13 protein-coding genes are annotated in these 16161 nt (G+C 66.6%); 7 read left to right on the forward strand and 6 right to left on the reverse strand.

Going from position 1 to position 16161, the window contains the following annotated elements:
- Window positions 1–8: 8 nt before the first annotated feature.
- Window positions 9–905, reverse strand: a complete 897-nt coding sequence (locus RU01_RS04820; RefSeq protein WP_042573322.1) for an ABC transporter permease — start codon at window positions 903–905, stop codon at window positions 9–11.
- The gene (locus RU01_RS04825; RefSeq protein WP_042573323.1) at window positions 902–3790 is read right to left on the reverse strand and encodes an alpha/beta fold hydrolase; all 2889 of its coding nucleotides are present in this window, start codon (window positions 3788–3790) and stop codon (window positions 902–904) included. Before RU01_RS04825 ends, RU01_RS04820 begins: the two co-directional genes overlap by 4 nt.
- Window positions 3791–3917: 127 nt before the next feature.
- On the opposite strand from RU01_RS04825, the gene RU01_RS04830 reads away from it, so the two are divergent.
- Window positions 3918–4370 carry a universal stress protein gene (locus RU01_RS04830; protein ID WP_042573324.1) on the forward strand — a complete coding sequence of 151 codons (453 nt, stop codon included), beginning with the start codon at window positions 3918–3920 and terminating at the stop codon, window positions 4368–4370.
- 58 nt (window positions 4371–4428) lie between these two features.
- Here the strand turns inward: RU01_RS04830 and RU01_RS04835 are convergent, their stop codons facing one another.
- The 3 genes from RU01_RS04835 to RU01_RS04845 form a co-directional block, all read right to left on the reverse strand.
- Window positions 4429–6714 carry a HelD family protein gene (locus RU01_RS04835; protein ID WP_042573325.1) on the reverse strand — a complete coding sequence of 762 codons (2286 nt, stop codon included), beginning with the start codon at window positions 6712–6714 and terminating at the stop codon, window positions 4429–4431.
- Between the two features lie 151 nt (window positions 6715–6865).
- Window positions 6866–7888 carry a DoxX family protein gene (locus RU01_RS04840; protein ID WP_042573326.1) on the reverse strand — a complete coding sequence of 341 codons (1023 nt, stop codon included), beginning with the start codon at window positions 7886–7888 and terminating at the stop codon, window positions 6866–6868.
- Between the two features lie 133 nt (window positions 7889–8021).
- A complete protein-coding gene (locus RU01_RS04845) occupies window positions 8022–8711 on the reverse strand; it encodes an MBL fold metallo-hydrolase (protein ID WP_042573327.1) in 690 nt (229 codons plus the stop codon).
- A gap of 221 nt (window positions 8712–8932) precedes the next feature.
- Between RU01_RS04845 and uvrA the strand changes: the two genes are divergently transcribed.
- Window positions 8933–11851, forward strand: a complete 2919-nt coding sequence (gene uvrA / locus RU01_RS04850) for an excinuclease ABC subunit UvrA (RefSeq protein WP_042573328.1) — start codon at window positions 8933–8935, stop codon at window positions 11849–11851.
- Window positions 11852–11858: 7 nt separating this feature from the next.
- On the opposite strand, the gene RU01_RS04855 is transcribed toward uvrA, so the two are convergent.
- Window positions 11859–12221, reverse strand: a complete 363-nt coding sequence (locus RU01_RS04855) for a DUF1844 domain-containing protein (RefSeq protein ID WP_042573329.1) — start codon at window positions 12219–12221, stop codon at window positions 11859–11861.
- Between the two features lie 483 nt (window positions 12222–12704).
- On the opposite strand from RU01_RS04855, the gene infC reads away from it, so the two are divergent.
- The 5 genes from infC (at window position 12705) to pheS (ending at window position 16110) form a co-directional block, all read left to right on the forward strand.
- Window positions 12705–13364, forward strand: coding sequence for a translation initiation factor IF-3 (infC, locus tag RU01_RS04860; RefSeq protein ID WP_156148794.1), 660 nt, complete (start codon window positions 12705–12707; stop codon window positions 13362–13364).
- A 53-nt stretch (window positions 13365–13417) separates the two neighbouring features.
- The gene (rpmI, locus tag RU01_RS04865; protein WP_042573330.1) at window positions 13418–13612 is read left to right on the forward strand and encodes a 50S ribosomal protein L35; all 195 of its coding nucleotides are present in this window, start codon (window positions 13418–13420) and stop codon (window positions 13610–13612) included.
- 49 nt (window positions 13613–13661) lie between these two features.
- Entirely contained in the window at window positions 13662–14051 is a 390-nt protein-coding gene (rplT, locus tag RU01_RS04870) for a 50S ribosomal protein L20 (RefSeq protein ID WP_042573331.1), read from the forward strand.
- The gene (locus tag RU01_RS04875; RefSeq protein ID WP_042573419.1) at window positions 14051–14899 is read left to right on the forward strand and encodes a TrmH family RNA methyltransferase; all 849 of its coding nucleotides are present in this window, start codon (window positions 14051–14053) and stop codon (window positions 14897–14899) included. Before rplT ends, RU01_RS04875 begins: the two co-directional genes overlap by 1 nt.
- A 137-nt stretch (window positions 14900–15036) precedes the next feature.
- Window positions 15037–16110 (forward strand): phenylalanine--tRNA ligase subunit alpha, encoded by a 1074-nt coding sequence (gene pheS, locus RU01_RS04880; RefSeq protein WP_442970449.1) that lies wholly within the window; start codon window positions 15037–15039, stop codon window positions 16108–16110.
- The last annotated feature ends 51 nt before the right edge of the window (window positions 16111–16161 follow it).

The raw sequence follows: 16161 nt of genomic DNA on the forward strand, positions 1-16161 counted from the left end.
TCGTCGTGTCAGCTCGTGATGTCCTTCGTGGCGAAGCGTCGCCACGCGATGATCCCGAACACCGTCGCGTAGGCCAGGGACGAGAATGCGCCGTCCAGCAAGTCGTTCCACGCCAACGTCGGAGACAGAACCCCCGTCCACGATGTCGAGTAGTGACCGGGCAGGAAGTTGCGCAGCGAACCGAGCGCGGTGATCTGATCGAGGATCTGCGCGAGGATCGACACCATCACCGTGCCACCGACCGCCCCGAGCGGTGCATCCGTCGTGACGGACAGGGCCAACGCCAGCCCGGCCACCCAGCTCAGATTGATGGCGATGAAGACGACGCCGATGGCCAGCCGTCCGATCGACAATCCGAAGGAAAGTGCATCGCCGAACGGCGACACCAGGGACCCCACGCCGTACAGGACACTGCCCAGAATCAGTGAGACCAGGACGAGCGTCATCAAGGCGGCCAGCGACAGGATCGTCGACACGACGGCCTTCTGACGGAGCAGCCGTCCACGCGGCACCGGGACCGCGAGCAGGTACCGCAGACTCGACCACGATGCCTCGCTGGCTATCGAGTCTCCGAAGAACAGCGCGACCACGACGATGAGCAGGAATCCCACCGATACGAACAGCGCGAACACGAGGAAGTTCACACCGCTCTGCGTCCCCAGATCGATCAGACTGCCGCTCGCCGTGGCGGAGTCCGATCCGCCGACGGTGAACGCGATCGCCATGATGACCGGGAGCAGCGCCAGGAACCCGAGCGCCAGTTGCGTCCGGCGGCGAGTGAACTGGCGGGTGATCTCGGTGCGGACCGACAACGTCGACGACGCGTCGTAGCCGACAACACGGCCGTCGAGGTGCGCCGGCGTCACGGCCGACCCGGACGTCGCGAGAGACTCGTCGCGGCTCATACCCCCACCCCTTCGTGTGCAGCGGCGTTCAGCGGATCCGTGTCGTCGTGCACGAGGTCGAGGAACACGTCCTCGAGACGCGTCGATCGGGCCGCGGACGACACACCGATGCCGGCGTCGACGAGGGCCCTGATCACGACTGCGGGATCGAGTGTTCCCAGTTGCGCCTTGACGGTGCCCGCGGGTTCGACCTCGGTGACCTCGCCCATGCCGTCGATGTCTCGCAGCAGGGCCACCGTGTCCGTGACCCGGTCGACGCGGAACTCCACGGGACCGCTGGCGCCGATGAGGTCGTCCACTGTTCCGGAACTGATCACGACTCCCTTGTTCATGACGACGACGTGCGTACACGTCTGCTCGACCTCGGCCAGCAGGTGACTGCTGACCAGAACCGTCCTGCCCGTCTGTGCGTACCGGATCAGGACGTCACGCATGGTGCGGATCTGGGGCGGATCGAGCCCGTTGGTCGGCTCGTCCAGGACCATCAGGTCGGGAAGTCCGAGCATCGCCTGTGCGATGGCGAGGCGTTGCCGCATGCCCTGGCTGTACGACCGGACCTTGCGGTGGATGGCCGAGCCCAGGTCGGCGATCTCGAGCGCTTCCTCGAGATGAGCGTCCTCCGCGGGTCGGCCGGTGGCTCGCCAGTACAGATCGAGGTTCTCCATGCCGGACAGGTGGGGGAGGAACCCCGATCCCTCGACGAACGACCCGAGCCGGGACAGCACCGGTGCACCGGGGGTGACCAGATGGCCGAACACGCGGATCTCGCCGGCAGACGGGGTGATGAGACCCATCAACATGCGCAGTGTGGTCGTCTTACCCGCACCGTTCGGACCGAGAAGACCAAGAACCTGACCCGCGCCGACTCGGAACGACACGTCGTCCACAGCGCGGAACCCGTTGGCGTAGCTCTTGGCCAGATCGGTGATGACCAGCGGAACGTCACGCAGAGATTCGTCCACCTCGGCGACGGTGCGCTTGCGCGCCGTGATCGACGTGGCGGTCACGAGCGCTGCGACGAGCAGTGCGAGTGCGGCGATACCCACGACGGGAACGATCGGGAACGTCGACTCGGTGTTCTCGGCCGGCACCGACGGCAGGGACAGCGTCGCGTCCGCAAGGGTGACCGACACCGCTGCCGGATCGAGCGGAACCGCGTAGGCCTGATCGGTGGTGGAGAACGCCACCTCGACGCGATGGCCCGCCGCTACCTGATATGCCATGCCCGGCAACGTGACTCGTACCGTCGTCGGTGTGTCCGACGGCGGTACCCGGAACGCGGAGACCAGGCCCTCGGGAAGGGTGCGTCGACCGTCGTCGGCCACGTCGTACAACTTGGCGAACAGTACGGTGCCGGACGCAGCTGCGGTCGGACCCACGGTGACGCCGACCGACGATGTACCCGTGATCGTGTACGAGGACGTCAACGGTTCGGTCGCGAACGACGCGGTCTGTCCGGGGATGTCCCCGGTGAGCAGGGCGCTCGCTGCGCCACCCGCCAGGGCGGCCGCCCCGCCCAGTGCGGACGCGGATCCGACACCCGGCAGGGATGTCAACGCCGACGGCGATGCGCCGGGAGGCCGGATGATCGTCTGCGTGTCGGTGCCCGTCGTGGAGGTGAGCGCGAAATCTTCGCGAGTGGTGGGCGACTCGGCGGTGTCGGAGGACAGACCCGGGTAGTCGGTAGCCGTCAGATCGCGGGCGCGATCTCCCTGGTCGGTGGGGTCACCGGCCAAGGCGTAGGTGAACGGAGCCGGTGAGGACGGAGCCTCATCGCGATCACCGGTGAGGTGTTGCATCAGGAAGTCGGCGACTGCACCGTCCGCGACGGCGTCGGTGCCGCCCGCGTCGTGGCCACCGTCGAACCAACGGACCTGTACCGACCCCCCGGCAGCGGCGATCTGACGAGCCGTCGCATCGGCCTGGTCGAGCCCGAACAGCGTGTCGCGCTGGCCCTGGACCAACAGCGTCGGTGCGGTGATCGACGATGCGAACGAGATGGGGGACCGAGCGCGGAGGAGTTCGCTGGTGGCAGCCGACGGTTGGCCGCTCACCGCGGAGTCCGCGTACGCCAGGCATACCTGGAGCGCGAAGCGTCCGCATGCTCCGGCTGGGGACGACGTCGGTTCGGGGGCTCCCTCGGCTGCGGGGGCCGGAGCGGCGCCCGCTCCGAAGAAGATGCCTGCCCATCCCCGCTTCAGGACGCCCGCGTCACTGCCCGCGGAGACAGCGGGAGTCGACCCGTCCACGGCCGTGTCGCCCGGCACGGCGTAGTTCGGGAAGAGACTCTGATTCAGGTCGTTCCACGTGATCGACGCGGCATCGGCGTCGATTCTGGGGTCGGTTCCGGCGGCCATCAAAGCCAGTGCGCCACCGTAGGATCCGCCGGCGACGCCGACTCGGGGATCGCCGGGAGCGTCGAGCTGGACCTCCGGCCGCGTGGCCAGATAGTCGATGAGGCCCCGTGCGTCCGCCACTTCGCGATCGGGGTCGTTCAGTCCGATGGTTCCCGTGCTGGCTCCGAATCCGCGAGCGCTGTACGCGAGTACGACGAGACCACGTGACGCCAGATCGCGAGCCTGGTCGGCGACGGAGTTCTTGTCACCACCGAATCCGTGTGCGAGCAGAACCGCCGGGGCCGGTGCCGACGTCTGGGGAAGGTAGAGCGTGGTGTCGATGTCCACGGTGGCGCTGCTTCCCGGACTTTCGGGCAGGGAACGAACGGACTCCTCGGTCCGCACTGCACTGCGAGCGCTGTCCGTGTCACGGAGGAGAACGAACGAGGCCACCGCGACGACGACGACCAGCAGAACGGCGACAGCGATCACCGCCGGTCGGCCGAGCGTCGAGGCACGTCCGGGCAACCGGATTCGCAGGCGTGGCATTCGTTCAATGTAGGCGAGGGTGACGACACGTGCTTTCGGCCGGAAGCTGCGTCGGTCGGTACCCGCTGCGACTAATGTCTCGAATCGACCCCCGATCACAGTCGGGACATGACTACTGGAGGAATGTATGAGCGCTTACCGCAACGTCGTCGTCGGAACCGATGGATCCGATTCGTCACTGCGGGCCGTCGAGAAAGCAGCAGCGCTGGCGGGGGATTCCGACGCGACGCTCTACATCGCTTGTGCCTACTACCCTGCGGACTCGAAGTCGTCCTCGCAGGATGCGGATGCGTTGAAGGAGGATGCCTACCAGATCACGGGATCCGCTCCGACGCAGGAGATTCTGCGTACCGCGAAGGAACGTGCTGTCGCTGCCGGAGCGTCCTCCATCGAAGAGCGCCCGGTGGTCGGCAATCCTGTCGACTCGCTGCTCGAACTGGTCGGAGAGGTGAAGGCCGACCTGCTCGTGGTGGGCAACCGGGGACTCAATTCGCTGACAGGTCGACTGCTCGGCTCGGTGCCCTCGGACGCCGCGCGTAAGGCGCGCTGCGACGTCCTTATCGTCCACACCACGCACTGATCACGGTCGAAGCCCCTTGGAGCCGTTCACTGTGCGAGTAGGTCGCACAGTGAACGGCTCACTGGTCGAACGGGGTGATGGGCCCGAGCACGGTGGGTAGCGGCGAACTGTGGACGATGTCCAGGCGCTGAGTCGCGCGGGTGAGCGCGACGTACAGGTCGTTGAGTCCGCGAGACGACTCCGAGACGATGCGCGCCGGTTCGACCAGCAGCACCGAGTCGAACTCGAGGCCTTTCGCATCTCGGACCGTCGACACGCGCACCGACTCCGATTCCAGGTGTGAGAGAGACGGCACCAGCTCCGCCGGCGCGAGCACTGCGGACATGCCCGGTCGCGGATGCGCGTCGACCCGTCGTCGCACAGCCGCGGAAACGTCTGCTTGCGGGACGTGATCAGCGCGGGGGATCTCACCGTTGTCGCGTACCGATCTGGGGATGGACGCAGTCGGATCCAGCTCTGCGAGCACACGGTGAGCGATCTCCATGATCGCGGCGGGGGTGCGGTAGTTCACGGTCAGCTCGGAGAGTTTCCATCGCTGCGCGACGTACGGACCCAGGACGTCCTGCCAGGACGACGCTCCCGCGGGATCGCCCGTCTGCGCGACGTCGCCCACCAAGGTCATCCATCGATTGGGTATGCGGCGCATCACCATTCGCCACGCCATCTCGGAGAGCTCCTGCGCCTCGTCGACGATCACGTGTCCGTAGGTCCACGTCCGGTCGCCCGCGGCACGTTCCGCCGCGGTGAGGCGCCGACCGTGACCTTGTCGCTGCGCCAGTCGATCCGCATCGATGAGGTCGTACGCCATCAGGATCTCCGGGTCGAGCTCGTCCTCGAGATCCTGCGGGGCAGAGCCCGTCAAGATGTCCAGTGCGCCCTGCGCATCCTCGATCTGGGCGCGCCACTTCTTCTGCTCCCGTTCACGCTCCGCCGCGTCGTCGATACCGAGCAATTCCGCCAGCTCGTCCAGCAGTGGTGCGTCAGCAGCGCTGAACCGACCGTCGTCCGATCGCTCGAGCGCGGCTCGATCGTCGGGCGAGAGTCGAGGCGCTGCCGTCCTCAATCGTCCGGGTGATGCGAGAAGACCGGCCAGGACGTCCTGGGCGGTCAGCTCCGGCCACAGCCCTCCCACCGCGGCCATCAAATCCGTGTTCTCACGCATCTCGTCACGGATGTCGGCGATGTCGTCGCGGCTGAGCAGATTGGACCCGTCGAGCACGTCGCCGCCGACGATCGCGGCGAACTGGTCGGCCAGCAGGTCGACCATGGTCGAGACGAAGATGGGGCGAGCCAGGTTGTGAGGTCGCCGGGACGACCGTGCGCGACCTCGGGCCCGTGTCGCCATCTTCTTGTCGATGCGCAGCGTGTACGTGTCGAAGTCGACGTGGAGCGGCTCCGCGGGGAGCTCCTGACGATCGCGCACAGCGGCGGTCAGGACATCGACGATCGTCAGCGAGCCCTTGAGCTCGGCTGCACGAGCCGTGTCCTCCCGGCTCGAGTCGATCCCGGGGTACAGATCACCGATGGTGGAGAGCAGGACGCCGGTCTCACCCAGCGAGGGAAGTACCTGCCCGATGTAGTCCAGGAACGTGCTGTTGGGGCCGATGATCAGCACGCCGCTCTTGTCCAGCTGCTGGCGGTACGTGTACAGCAGGTAGGCCGCTCGATGCAGCGCCACCGCGGTCTTCCCCGTACCGGGTCCGCCCTGCACCACCAGCACGCTCCGGTGCGTGGACCGGATGATGTCGTCCTGCTCGCGCTGGATCGTCTCGACGATGTCGTTCATCTGACCGGTCCGGGCAGCGTTCAACGCTGCCAGCAACGCGCTCTCACCGGCGACTCCGTCGGACCCGGTGTCGACGCCGGCCTGCTGCGCGGTGGTGAGGTCGAGGTACTCGTCCGCAACGCCCGTCACGCGGCGGCTCCGAGTCCTGATGTGGCGTCGGCGGACGACCCCCTCGGGAGCGGCGGGTGTCGCGAGATAGAACGGGCGGGCCATCGGCGCACGCCAGTCGTAGAGCAAGGACTCGTAGTCGTTGTCCTCGTCGAGGATGCCGACGCGACCGATGTACCGCGGTGCGTCGTCCTCGACGTCGATACGGCCGAAGCAGAGGCCGTTCTCGGAGGCGTCGTACTTCGCGATGTCGTCGTTGTAGAGGGCGGAGAACGATTCACGTTCGCTGCGGGCCTGCGGTGTCCCACCGGTCTGCAGCAGTACCGCACTCAACCGGTTCTTCGCGTAGTCGCGGAGAGCGTCGAGGCGGTCGTAGAGCAGTGTGACGCGCTGCTGTTCCACGTCGAGGTCGGTGTCCTGCGCGTGTGTCGAGGTGCCCTGATCCGGCACATGTTCTCCTGAGCGAGAGTGGGGCGGGTGAAGCGGACTGTCACGCATCGAGAAGGTGCATCGAAGCGCCAGAAAAGTCTACGGGCATCCGACGACAACGGCCGGTGCACCCGAATCCTCGGGTACACCGGCCGTTGCGCCGAACTGTGGATCAGATGTACTGATGCACCGTGCCCTCGATCTGTGAGCGCGCAGCCTTCGCGCGCTTCTCGGCATCCTTCAGGGACTGCTGCAACTGCTTCTGAGCGTCCTTGCTGGTGGCCTTGTACTGCTTCTTGTAATCCTTACGAGCGGCATCGAACTGCTTCCGCGCGTCCTTGCCCGACTTCTTGGCCTGCTTACGAGCCTTCTTGCCGTACTTGTCGACGAGGTCGCTTCCGTCGCTCTTGGCCTTCTCGGCCAGTTCCGCACCGCGTGCCGCAGCGATCTCGGCATACTTGCTTCCGCGATCCTGGGCGACGTCGGCGAACTCCGACGCGCGTGCGGCCGCCAGATCGGCCCACTTGGAGCTGCGTTCCTTGGCCAGTTCGGCCAGCTTGCCGCCGCGATCCTGCGCGACCTCCGCCAGCTCGGATCCACGCTGCGACGCGATCTCCACGAGGGGCTGTGCCCGCTCGGCGGCAACGCCGGCCAGTTCCTTCGCGCGCTCGCCGGCGTGGGCGAGTGTCTCGGTGCTGTCCGAGGAGGAGACCAGGGGCAGGGCGCCGGCAACGGCGATCTTGGCCTGCTTGGCCGCCTTGCGGCCGCGCCATGCGACGGAGGGCTTGCCCTCGGTGTCGACGGCTGCGATGAGCAGGCCGCCGAGGAGGCTGACGTTCTTGATGAACTGCGTGCGCTGCAGCGCCTTGGCCGCCGGGTCCGTCTCGTTCCAGAACGAGTGGCCCGCGAGGGTCGTGGGAACGAGGCTGCCGGCGAGCACGGTCGACGCGAGGCGCGGTGCGCGACCGGTCGCGAGCAGCAGCCCTCCGCCGATCTGCACCCCGGCGTTGATCTTCACCAGGGTCTCGGGGTCGGTGGGAACGTTCTGCGTCACCTCGTCGGGAAGAGCGTCCTGGCTCTTCTCGATGAGTGGCTTCGCGGCCTGGGCCCTTCCGGCGGGGTTGCGCAGTGCATCCACGCCTCCTGCGATGAATATCGATGCGAGCATCGGTCGGGCGATCCGGCGGACAATCACTGAGCCTCCTGCGTTGCGGCTGTGGTCTGAACAAGTACTCGGGCGCACCGCACCCGAGGTCGAACTGTATCCATACCCCTGCGGCCATGGCTTGAATCCGGTCGACGTGCCGACCGGCATCCGTTGTGACGGGTCACCAGCCGCGCTCTCGCCATTCGTGCAGGTGCGGGCGTTCGACCCCGAGCGTGGTGTCCTTGCCGTGACCGGGATAGACGACCGTGTTGTCGTCGTACCGGCCGAAGATCCGGGACTCGACGTCGTCGAGAAGCGAGGCGAAGTTCGCGTCCCCGTCGGTCTTTCCGACACCGCCCGGGAACAGTGAGTCCCCGGTGAACAGATGGACCCGGCCGTCCGCGGGGTCGGTCAACGCCAGGGCGATGGACCCCGGCGTGTGCCCGCGGAGGTGGATGATGTCGAGTGAGACGTCGCCGACCTCGACGGTGTCGCCGTCCTCGAGCAGGCGGGTGGGCGGAACGGGGAGAGGGTCGGCGTCGAGGGGATGAGCCGCGGACGGCGCGTCCGTAGCCGAGGCGACCTCCGCCAGGGCCTGCCAGTGGTCGAAGTGCTGGTGGGTGGTGACGATCATCGACACGTCGGGAGCGACGGCCGTCACGACCGACCGCAGTGTGCCGGCCTCGTTGGCGGCGTCGATGAGCAACGACTTGCCGGTCGAGGAACAAACGACGAGATAGGCGTTGTTGTCCATCGGGCCCACCGAGGTCTTGACGATGCTCGCGTGTGACAGCGTGCGACGTTGCGACCCCGTTCCGGCGGTCACCTCACCGGTGTAGTCGTCGGAGATGGTCGGTGCGGCAGAGTCCATGAGGTGAGATTACCCACGTCTCACCGGTCGAGCGCGGACGCCGCGACGGTCCGAACCTGTCGGTGGTGCGGCATATGGTCGTGTAGCCCGTCTTGTACGAACTCCGTGTACGCACGCACTGTGTGTGGGCACGAGTTCTCGGCGGCGCCGGAACACGTCCGACAAGAGTGAACAGACGAGTTCACGACCCGATCGGGTCGTGACACCAGGAAAGGACAACCGTGGCGGATCGCCTGGTAGTGCAGGGCGCGCGTGAACACAATCTCAAGGGCGTCGACATCGACCTCCCTCGGGACAGTCTCATCGTGTTCACCGGTCTGTCCGGATCGGGCAAGTCGAGTCTCGCGTTCGACACCATCTTCGCGGAGGGGCAGCGGCGCTACGTCGAGTCGCTGTCGGCGTACGCGCGGCAGTTCCTCGGCCAGATGGACAAGCCGGACGTGGACTTCATCGAGGGTCTGTCCCCGGCGGTGTCCATCGACCAGAAGTCGACCAACCGCAACCCGCGCTCGACCGTGGGAACCATCACCGAGGTGTACGACTATCTGCGACTGTTGTACGCGCGTGCCGGCACCGCCCATTGCCCGCAGTGCGGCGAGCGCATCGCCAAGCAGTCGCCCCAGCAGATCGTCGACCAGGTGCTGGCGATGGAGGAGGGCATCCGCTTCCAGGTCCTCGCGCCCGTCGTGCGTACCCGCAAGGGTGAGTTCGTCGACCTGTTCGAGCAGCTGAACACACAGGGCTACTCGAGGATCCGCGTGGACGGCACGGTCCACCAGCTCACCGATCCGCCCAAGCTCAAGAAGCAGGACAAGCACGACATCGAGGTCGTGGTGGATCGCCTCACGGTCAAGGCGTCGTCCAAGCAGCGCCTCACCGACTCGGTGGAGACGGCTCTACGGCTCGCCGACGGCATCCTGGTCCTGGACTTCGTCGACCGCGAGGAGAACGCGCCCGACCGTGAGCGCCGCTTCTCGGAGCGTCTCGCCTGCCCCAACGGACATCCGCTCTCGGTGGACGAGCTCGAACCCCGTGCGTTCTCGTTCAACTCTCCGTACGGCGCCTGCCCCGAGTGCGTCGGTCTCGGAATCCGCAAGGAAGTCGACCCGGAGCTGGTCGTCCCGGACCCGGATCTGAGCCTCGCCGACGGTGCGATCGCACCGTGGTCGATGGGTCAGACGTCCGAGTACTTCGGCCGGCTGCTGTCCGGGCTCGCCGACGCGATGGGCTTCGACATCGACATGCCGTGGCGCAAGCTGCCCGCCAAGGTCAAGCGAGCTGTCCTCGAAGGCAGTGAGCATCAGGTACACGTCCGCTACAAGAATCGGTACGGCCGCACTCGCTCGTACTACGCCGAGTTCGAGGGCGTGATGCCGTTCCTGCATCGCCGGATGGACCAGACCGAGTCCGAGCAGATGAAGGAACGCTACGACGGGTACATGCGCGAGGTCGACTGCCCGGTCTGCCAGGGTGCTCGCCTCCGTCCGGAGATCCTGTCGGTCACCATCGCCGCCGGGAACTTCGGCGACAAGTCGATCGCCGACGTCTGCGCGCTCTCGATCTCGGAGTGCTCGAACTTCCTCAACACGCTCACGCTCGGTCCGCGTGAGGAGGCCATTGCCGGCCAGGTGCTCAAGGAGATCCAGGCCCGGCTGGGGTTCCTGCTCGACGTCGGACTCGAGTACCTCACGCTGTCGAGAGCCGCAGGAACGCTGTCCGGTGGAGAAGCTCAGCGCATCCGCCTGGCCACGCAGATCGGCAGCGGTCTGGTCGGCGTTCTGTACGTGCTCGACGAGCCGTCCATCGGTCTGCATCAACGCGACAACCGCCGTCTCATCGACACCCTGACCAGGCTTCGCAATCTGGGCAACACGCTCATCGTCGTCGAGCACGACGAGGACACCATCAGGACGTCCGACTGGGTGGTCGACATCGGCCCGCTCGCCGGTGAGCGCGGTGGTCGCGTCGTGCACAGCGGTACGTACGAGGCGCTTCTCACCAACCCGGAGAGCCTCACCGGCGCGTATCTGTCCGGTCGTTCGGCCATCGAGGTCCCGGAGGTCCGTCGTCGGATCGATCCCAAGCGCAAGGTCTCCGTGATCGGTGCCCGCGAGCACAACCTGCAGGACATCGACGTCAGTTTCCCGTTGGGAGTGCTCACCTCGGTGACCGGCGTCTCGGGCTCGGGCAAGTCGACGCTGGTCAACGACATCCTGGCAACCGTCATGGCCAACAAGCTCAACGGTGCCCGTCAGGTCCCCGGCCGTCACACCCGTGTTAACGGGCTGGACCAGCTGGACAAGTTGGTGCGCGTCGATCAGTCGCCCATCGGTCGTACACCGCGATCGAACGCGGCGACGTACACCGGTGTCTTCGACAAGATCCGAACCTTGTTCGCCGCGACGACCGAGGCGAAGATCCGCGGTTACCAGCCAGGACGGTTCTCCTTCAACGTCAAGGGCGGCCGCTGCGAGGCGTGCTCCGGCGACGGCACCCTGAAGATCGAGATGAACTTCCTGCCGGACGTGTACGTGCCGTGCGAGGTCTGCAACGGTGCGCGATACAACCGGGAAACTCTCGAGGTGCACTACAAGGGCAAGACCATCGCCGAGGTTCTCGACATGCCCATCGAGGAAGCCGCCGACTTCTTCGAACCGATCACGTCCATTCACCGCTACCTGAAGACTCTGAACGAGGTGGGGCTGGGGTACGTGCGATTGGGGCAACCGGCGACCACGCTGTCCGGCGGTGAAGCGCAGCGGGTGAAGTTGGCTGCGGAGCTGCAGAAGCGGTCGATGGGCCGGACTGTCTACATCCTCGACGAACCGACCACCGGACTGCACTTCGAGGACATCCGCAAACTGCTGCTGGTGATCAACGGTCTGGTGGACAAGGGCAACACCGTCATCGTCATCGAGCACAACCTCGACGTGATCAAGACGTCGGACTGGGTCATCGACATGGGCCCCGAGGGTGGATCGGGCGGCGGCACGATGGTCGCCGAGGGAACACCGGAACAGATCGCCGCCGTGGCGGAGAGCTACACCGGCAAGTTCCTGCAGGAGTCCTTGCAGGCGGCCACCGCCCCGCCGGTCCCCGCGAAGCGGGCCCGACGGCGCAAGCCGGTGGCGGTGTCCTGACGTTCCGTCAGTAGACGGGCCCGGTGTACTTCTCGCCGGGCCCGGCGCCGGGCGCATCGGGGTGTGCGGACTGCTCGCGGAACGCCTTCTGCAGTGCTTGCAGACCCTCGCGGATCGGTCCCGCGTGCGGGCCCAGGTATTCGACGGATGCCGTCACGAGTCCGGCCAGTGCCGTGATCACGCGGCGCGCTTCGTCGAGGTCGAGGTGGGGGCTGCTGGACGGATCGGCGTCGGACAGGCCCAGCTTCTCGGCCGCCGAGCTCATCAACATCACTGCCGCCCTGCTGATCACCTCCACCGCGGGAACCTCGGCCAATTCTCGAACGTCGGGCTCGCGGCCGGACTCTGCTGCATCGTCGTGCGTGGTCATGTCCGAAACGATGCCACGGCGCTTCGACAGAGATCGACCCGCGTCGCACCGATTCGGTGTGTGGGAGGTCGTGGTGTTATTCTTGTTCCACGACCGCCTTCAGGTGTGTCCATGTGCGTGTGCTCGACAGCGTACGGCGGACACGGTGCCCGGAGGCAGCAAGTGGAGTCCGACTCCCACCGCCACACGGTTCGACGTGTAGCGGTCCGGTCCTTCCCGCCCAGCGCGGGAAGTGGTGTCGCCTCGCCCGACGGCGTGGTGGCCCGCGAATGGCGACATTCGTGCACCGGTCGGTACCGGACCCCGCTGTTCACGACTCGTTCGTGGCGCGGGGTTCTCGTCGTTCGGCGGCTGTGCAGCCGTCCTGCGAACCGGTGCCGAGGGACGTCGGAGATCACAAGCGCCAGCATCGCGTGCGTAGAGGACGGCACGCGGCGCCGGGTCAAGCACCACCATCCGTCACCGCACTACCGAGGAGGCCCCATCAGCACTGAGACCCGCATCAACGATCGCATCCGAGTTCCCGAGGTCCGGCTCGTCGGACCTGGCGGTGAACAGGTTGGCATCGTGCGTGTTGAAGATGCACTCCGCCTGGCTGTCGAAGCCGATCTCGACCTCGTCGAGGTCGCACCCGACGCCCGTCCGCCGGTCTGCAAGATCATGGACTACGGCAAGTTCAAGTACGAAGCTGCCCAGAAGGCTCGTGAGTCGCGCAAGAACCAGACGCTCACGGTCATCAAGGAGCAGAAGCTTCGCCCGAAGATCGACGACCACGACTACGAGACGAAGAAGGGCCACGTCGTCCGCTTCCTCGAGGCCGGGTCGAAGGTCAAGGTCACCATCATGTTCCGTGGCCGCGAGCAGTCGCGTCCCGAACTGGGTTACCGACTGCTGCAGCGTTTGGGTGCGGACGTCGCCGAGCACGGCTTCGTCGAGACCTCCGCCAAGCAGGACGGTCGCAACATGACGATGGTCCTGGCGCCGCACAAGGGTGCCAAGACCAGGGCGAAGGCAGCAGAGGCGTCCAACGCCCCTCGCGCCACCGTGCCGCCGCCGGCCTCCGCGCCGTCGACGGTCGACGCTGCACAAGCTGCCGAGGCAGCACCGCAGGCACCGTCTGCACCAGCCACGCCGGGCGCCTGAGCGTTCCGGTTCCGCAAGCTCCACCGACCGAAGTAACACAGAACTGAGGATTCATGCCCAAGTCGAAGACTCACAGCGGCACCAGCAAGCGTTTCAAGGTGTCCGGTAGCGGAAAGATCCTGCGCCAGAAGGCCGGCCGCCGCCACCTGCTCGAGCACAAGTCCTCACGCGTCACGCGTCGCCTCGACGGTGTCGCCGTCGTGAGCCCCAACGATGTGCCGCGCATCAAGCGACTTCTCGGCATCTGACTTCTTTCCCACCCGGGCTCGGTGAGCCCCAGATCGACAGGATTTACCAGTGGCACGCGTAAAGAGGGCGGTCAACGCCCAGAAGAAGCGCCGTTCGATTCTCGAGGCGTCCAGCGGATATCGCGGACAGCGCTCACGTCTGTACACCAAGGCGAAGGAGCAGCAGCTCCACTCGCTGACCTACGCCTACCGCGACCGTCGTGCGCGCAAGGGTGACTTCCGCAAGCTGTGGATCACGCGTATCAACGCTGCAGCTCGTGCGAACGACATCACGTACAACCGTTTCGTCCAGGGCTTGAAGATCGCCGAGGTCGAGGTGGACCGCAAGATCCTCGCCGAGCTCGCCGTGTCCGATGCTGCTGCGTTCACCGCGCTGGTCGCCATCGCCAAGGCAGCACTGCCCGCCGATGTCAACGCACCGGCCGGAGAAGCAGCCTGATCAGGCACTTCGACGACTCTCCGTCACGACCCGCGGTACCGCTCACCGAGCGGACTCCGCGGGTCGTTTCGGCTGTCAAGCTCCAGCGGGGTGCCGAGCGGAAGAAGACCGGCCTCTTCCTCGCCGAGGGTGAGAACGCCGTGTCCGAGGCCGTCTCCACGGGTGTCGTCCGTGAGCTGTACGCCACCGAGAGGTGGTTCGACGAGCGTCGAGGACTGCTCGAGCAGGCGGCAGCGTCGGGAATCATGCCGCAGCTGATCACCGAACGCGCTGCGAAGTCGCTGTCGGACACGGTGACTCCACCGGGCCTGATCGCCGTGTGCACGTCGATCGTCGTTTCCCTCGAGGAGGCTCTGGCGTCCCGACCGTCGTTGATCACCGTCGCCGTCGACGTCGCCGAACCCGGCAACGCCGGCACCGTGCTCCGTGTCTCGGACGCCGCGGGAGCGGGGGCTGTCGTCTTCGCCGGCGACAGCGTCGATCCGCTGAACGGCAAATGTGTGCGCGCCTCGGCAGGAAGCGTGTTCCATCTCCCCGTCGCGAGGGAGCGGTCAGTGTCGGCAGTTCTGGACGCGGTTCGCGCGACGGGCGCGTCGGTCGTCGCGACGACGGTGGACGGCGAACTGGACCTGGACGATGCGGACGAGGTGCTGGCCGGGCCGACAGCATGGCTCTTCGGCAACGAGGCCCACGGGCTGGACCGCGAGGTGTCCGCTGCCGCGGACCACCGCATCCGGATTCCTATCCACGGCCGAGCGGAGAGCCTGAACCTGGCAACGGCCGCAGCCGTGTGTCTGTACACCAGTGCCCGCGTCCATCGACGGCGTCCGGGCGCGCACGAGGCGTGATGAACCGTCGGGCCGATCACCTAGGATCGGCCCTGTCGAGTCGACCTTGTCGACCGACGCGTCGTCCCCCGGAACGGGACGGGCGACATCGAGACGAAACGGAGTGTGTGGACGTGGAGCGCAACGACGGCGAGTCCGTGACCGGCGGATCAGCGCCGACGGATCAGGCGGCAGCGGATGCGGTCCTGCTGACGGACGACGCTCTGGATTCGGCCGTCGGCCGTGCTCGCACCGCGTTCGACGAGGCGACCGATGTGGACGCTCTGAACGAGGCGAAGATCCACCACATCGGGAACAAGGCGCCCCTGGCCTTGGCGCAGCGCGCCCTGGGATCACTGCCGAAGACCGAGAGGTCGGACGCCGGTAAGCGGGTCAAGACCGCCCGTGACCAGGTCAAGGTTGCGTTCGACGCCCGGCGCGAGATTCTCCTGGCCGAGCGCGACGCGGCGGTCCTGGTGGCGGAGGCGATCGATGTCACCCTGCCGTCCGTCCGGCGGCCGGTGGGCGCGCGTCATCCCATCACCGTGATCGCGGACCAGGTCGCGGACGTGTTCGTCGCCATGGGGTGGGAGGTCGCCGAGGGGCCGGAAGTGGAGACCGAGCACTTCAACTTCGACGCGCTGAACTTCCTCCCCGATCATCCTGCCCGCACCATGCAGGACACGTTCCACGTCGCGCCCGAAGGCTCACGGCAGGTTCTGCGCACCCACACCTCGCCGGTTCAGGTGCGGTCGATGCTCGAACGCGAGCTCCCCATCTACGTGGTGTGCCCCGGCCGCACGTTCCGCACGGACGAACTGGATTCCACGCACACTCCTGTCTTCCACCAGGTCGAGGGACTTGCCGTGGACAAGGGGCTGACGTTGGCCAATCTTCGCGGCACGCTGGATGCCTTCGCGCGCGCACTGTTCGGTCCGGATACGCGTACCCGCATGCGCCCCAACTACTTCCCGTTCACCGAACCGTCCGCGGAGGTCGACGTCTGGTTCCCCCGCAAGAAGGGTGGCGCCGGGTGGGTCGAGTGGGGCGGATGCGGCATGGTCAATCCGAACGTCCTGCGGGCGTGCGGTGTCGACCCCGAGGTGTACAGCGGTTTCGCATTCGGGATGGGTCTCGAACGAACGCTGCAGTTCCGCAACGACATACCGGATATGCGCGACATCGTCGAGGGCGATGTGCGGTTCAGCCTGCCGTTCGGTGTGCAGGGCTGATCCAGCCTTTCCGGTCGGTCACAAGACGTTCTAGCAGCGAAGAAGAGTGGA

It is taken from the genome of Rhodococcus sp. MEB064, assembly GCF_000834565.1.
GTDB lineage: Bacteria > Actinomycetota > Actinomycetes > Mycobacteriales > Mycobacteriaceae > Rhodococcoides.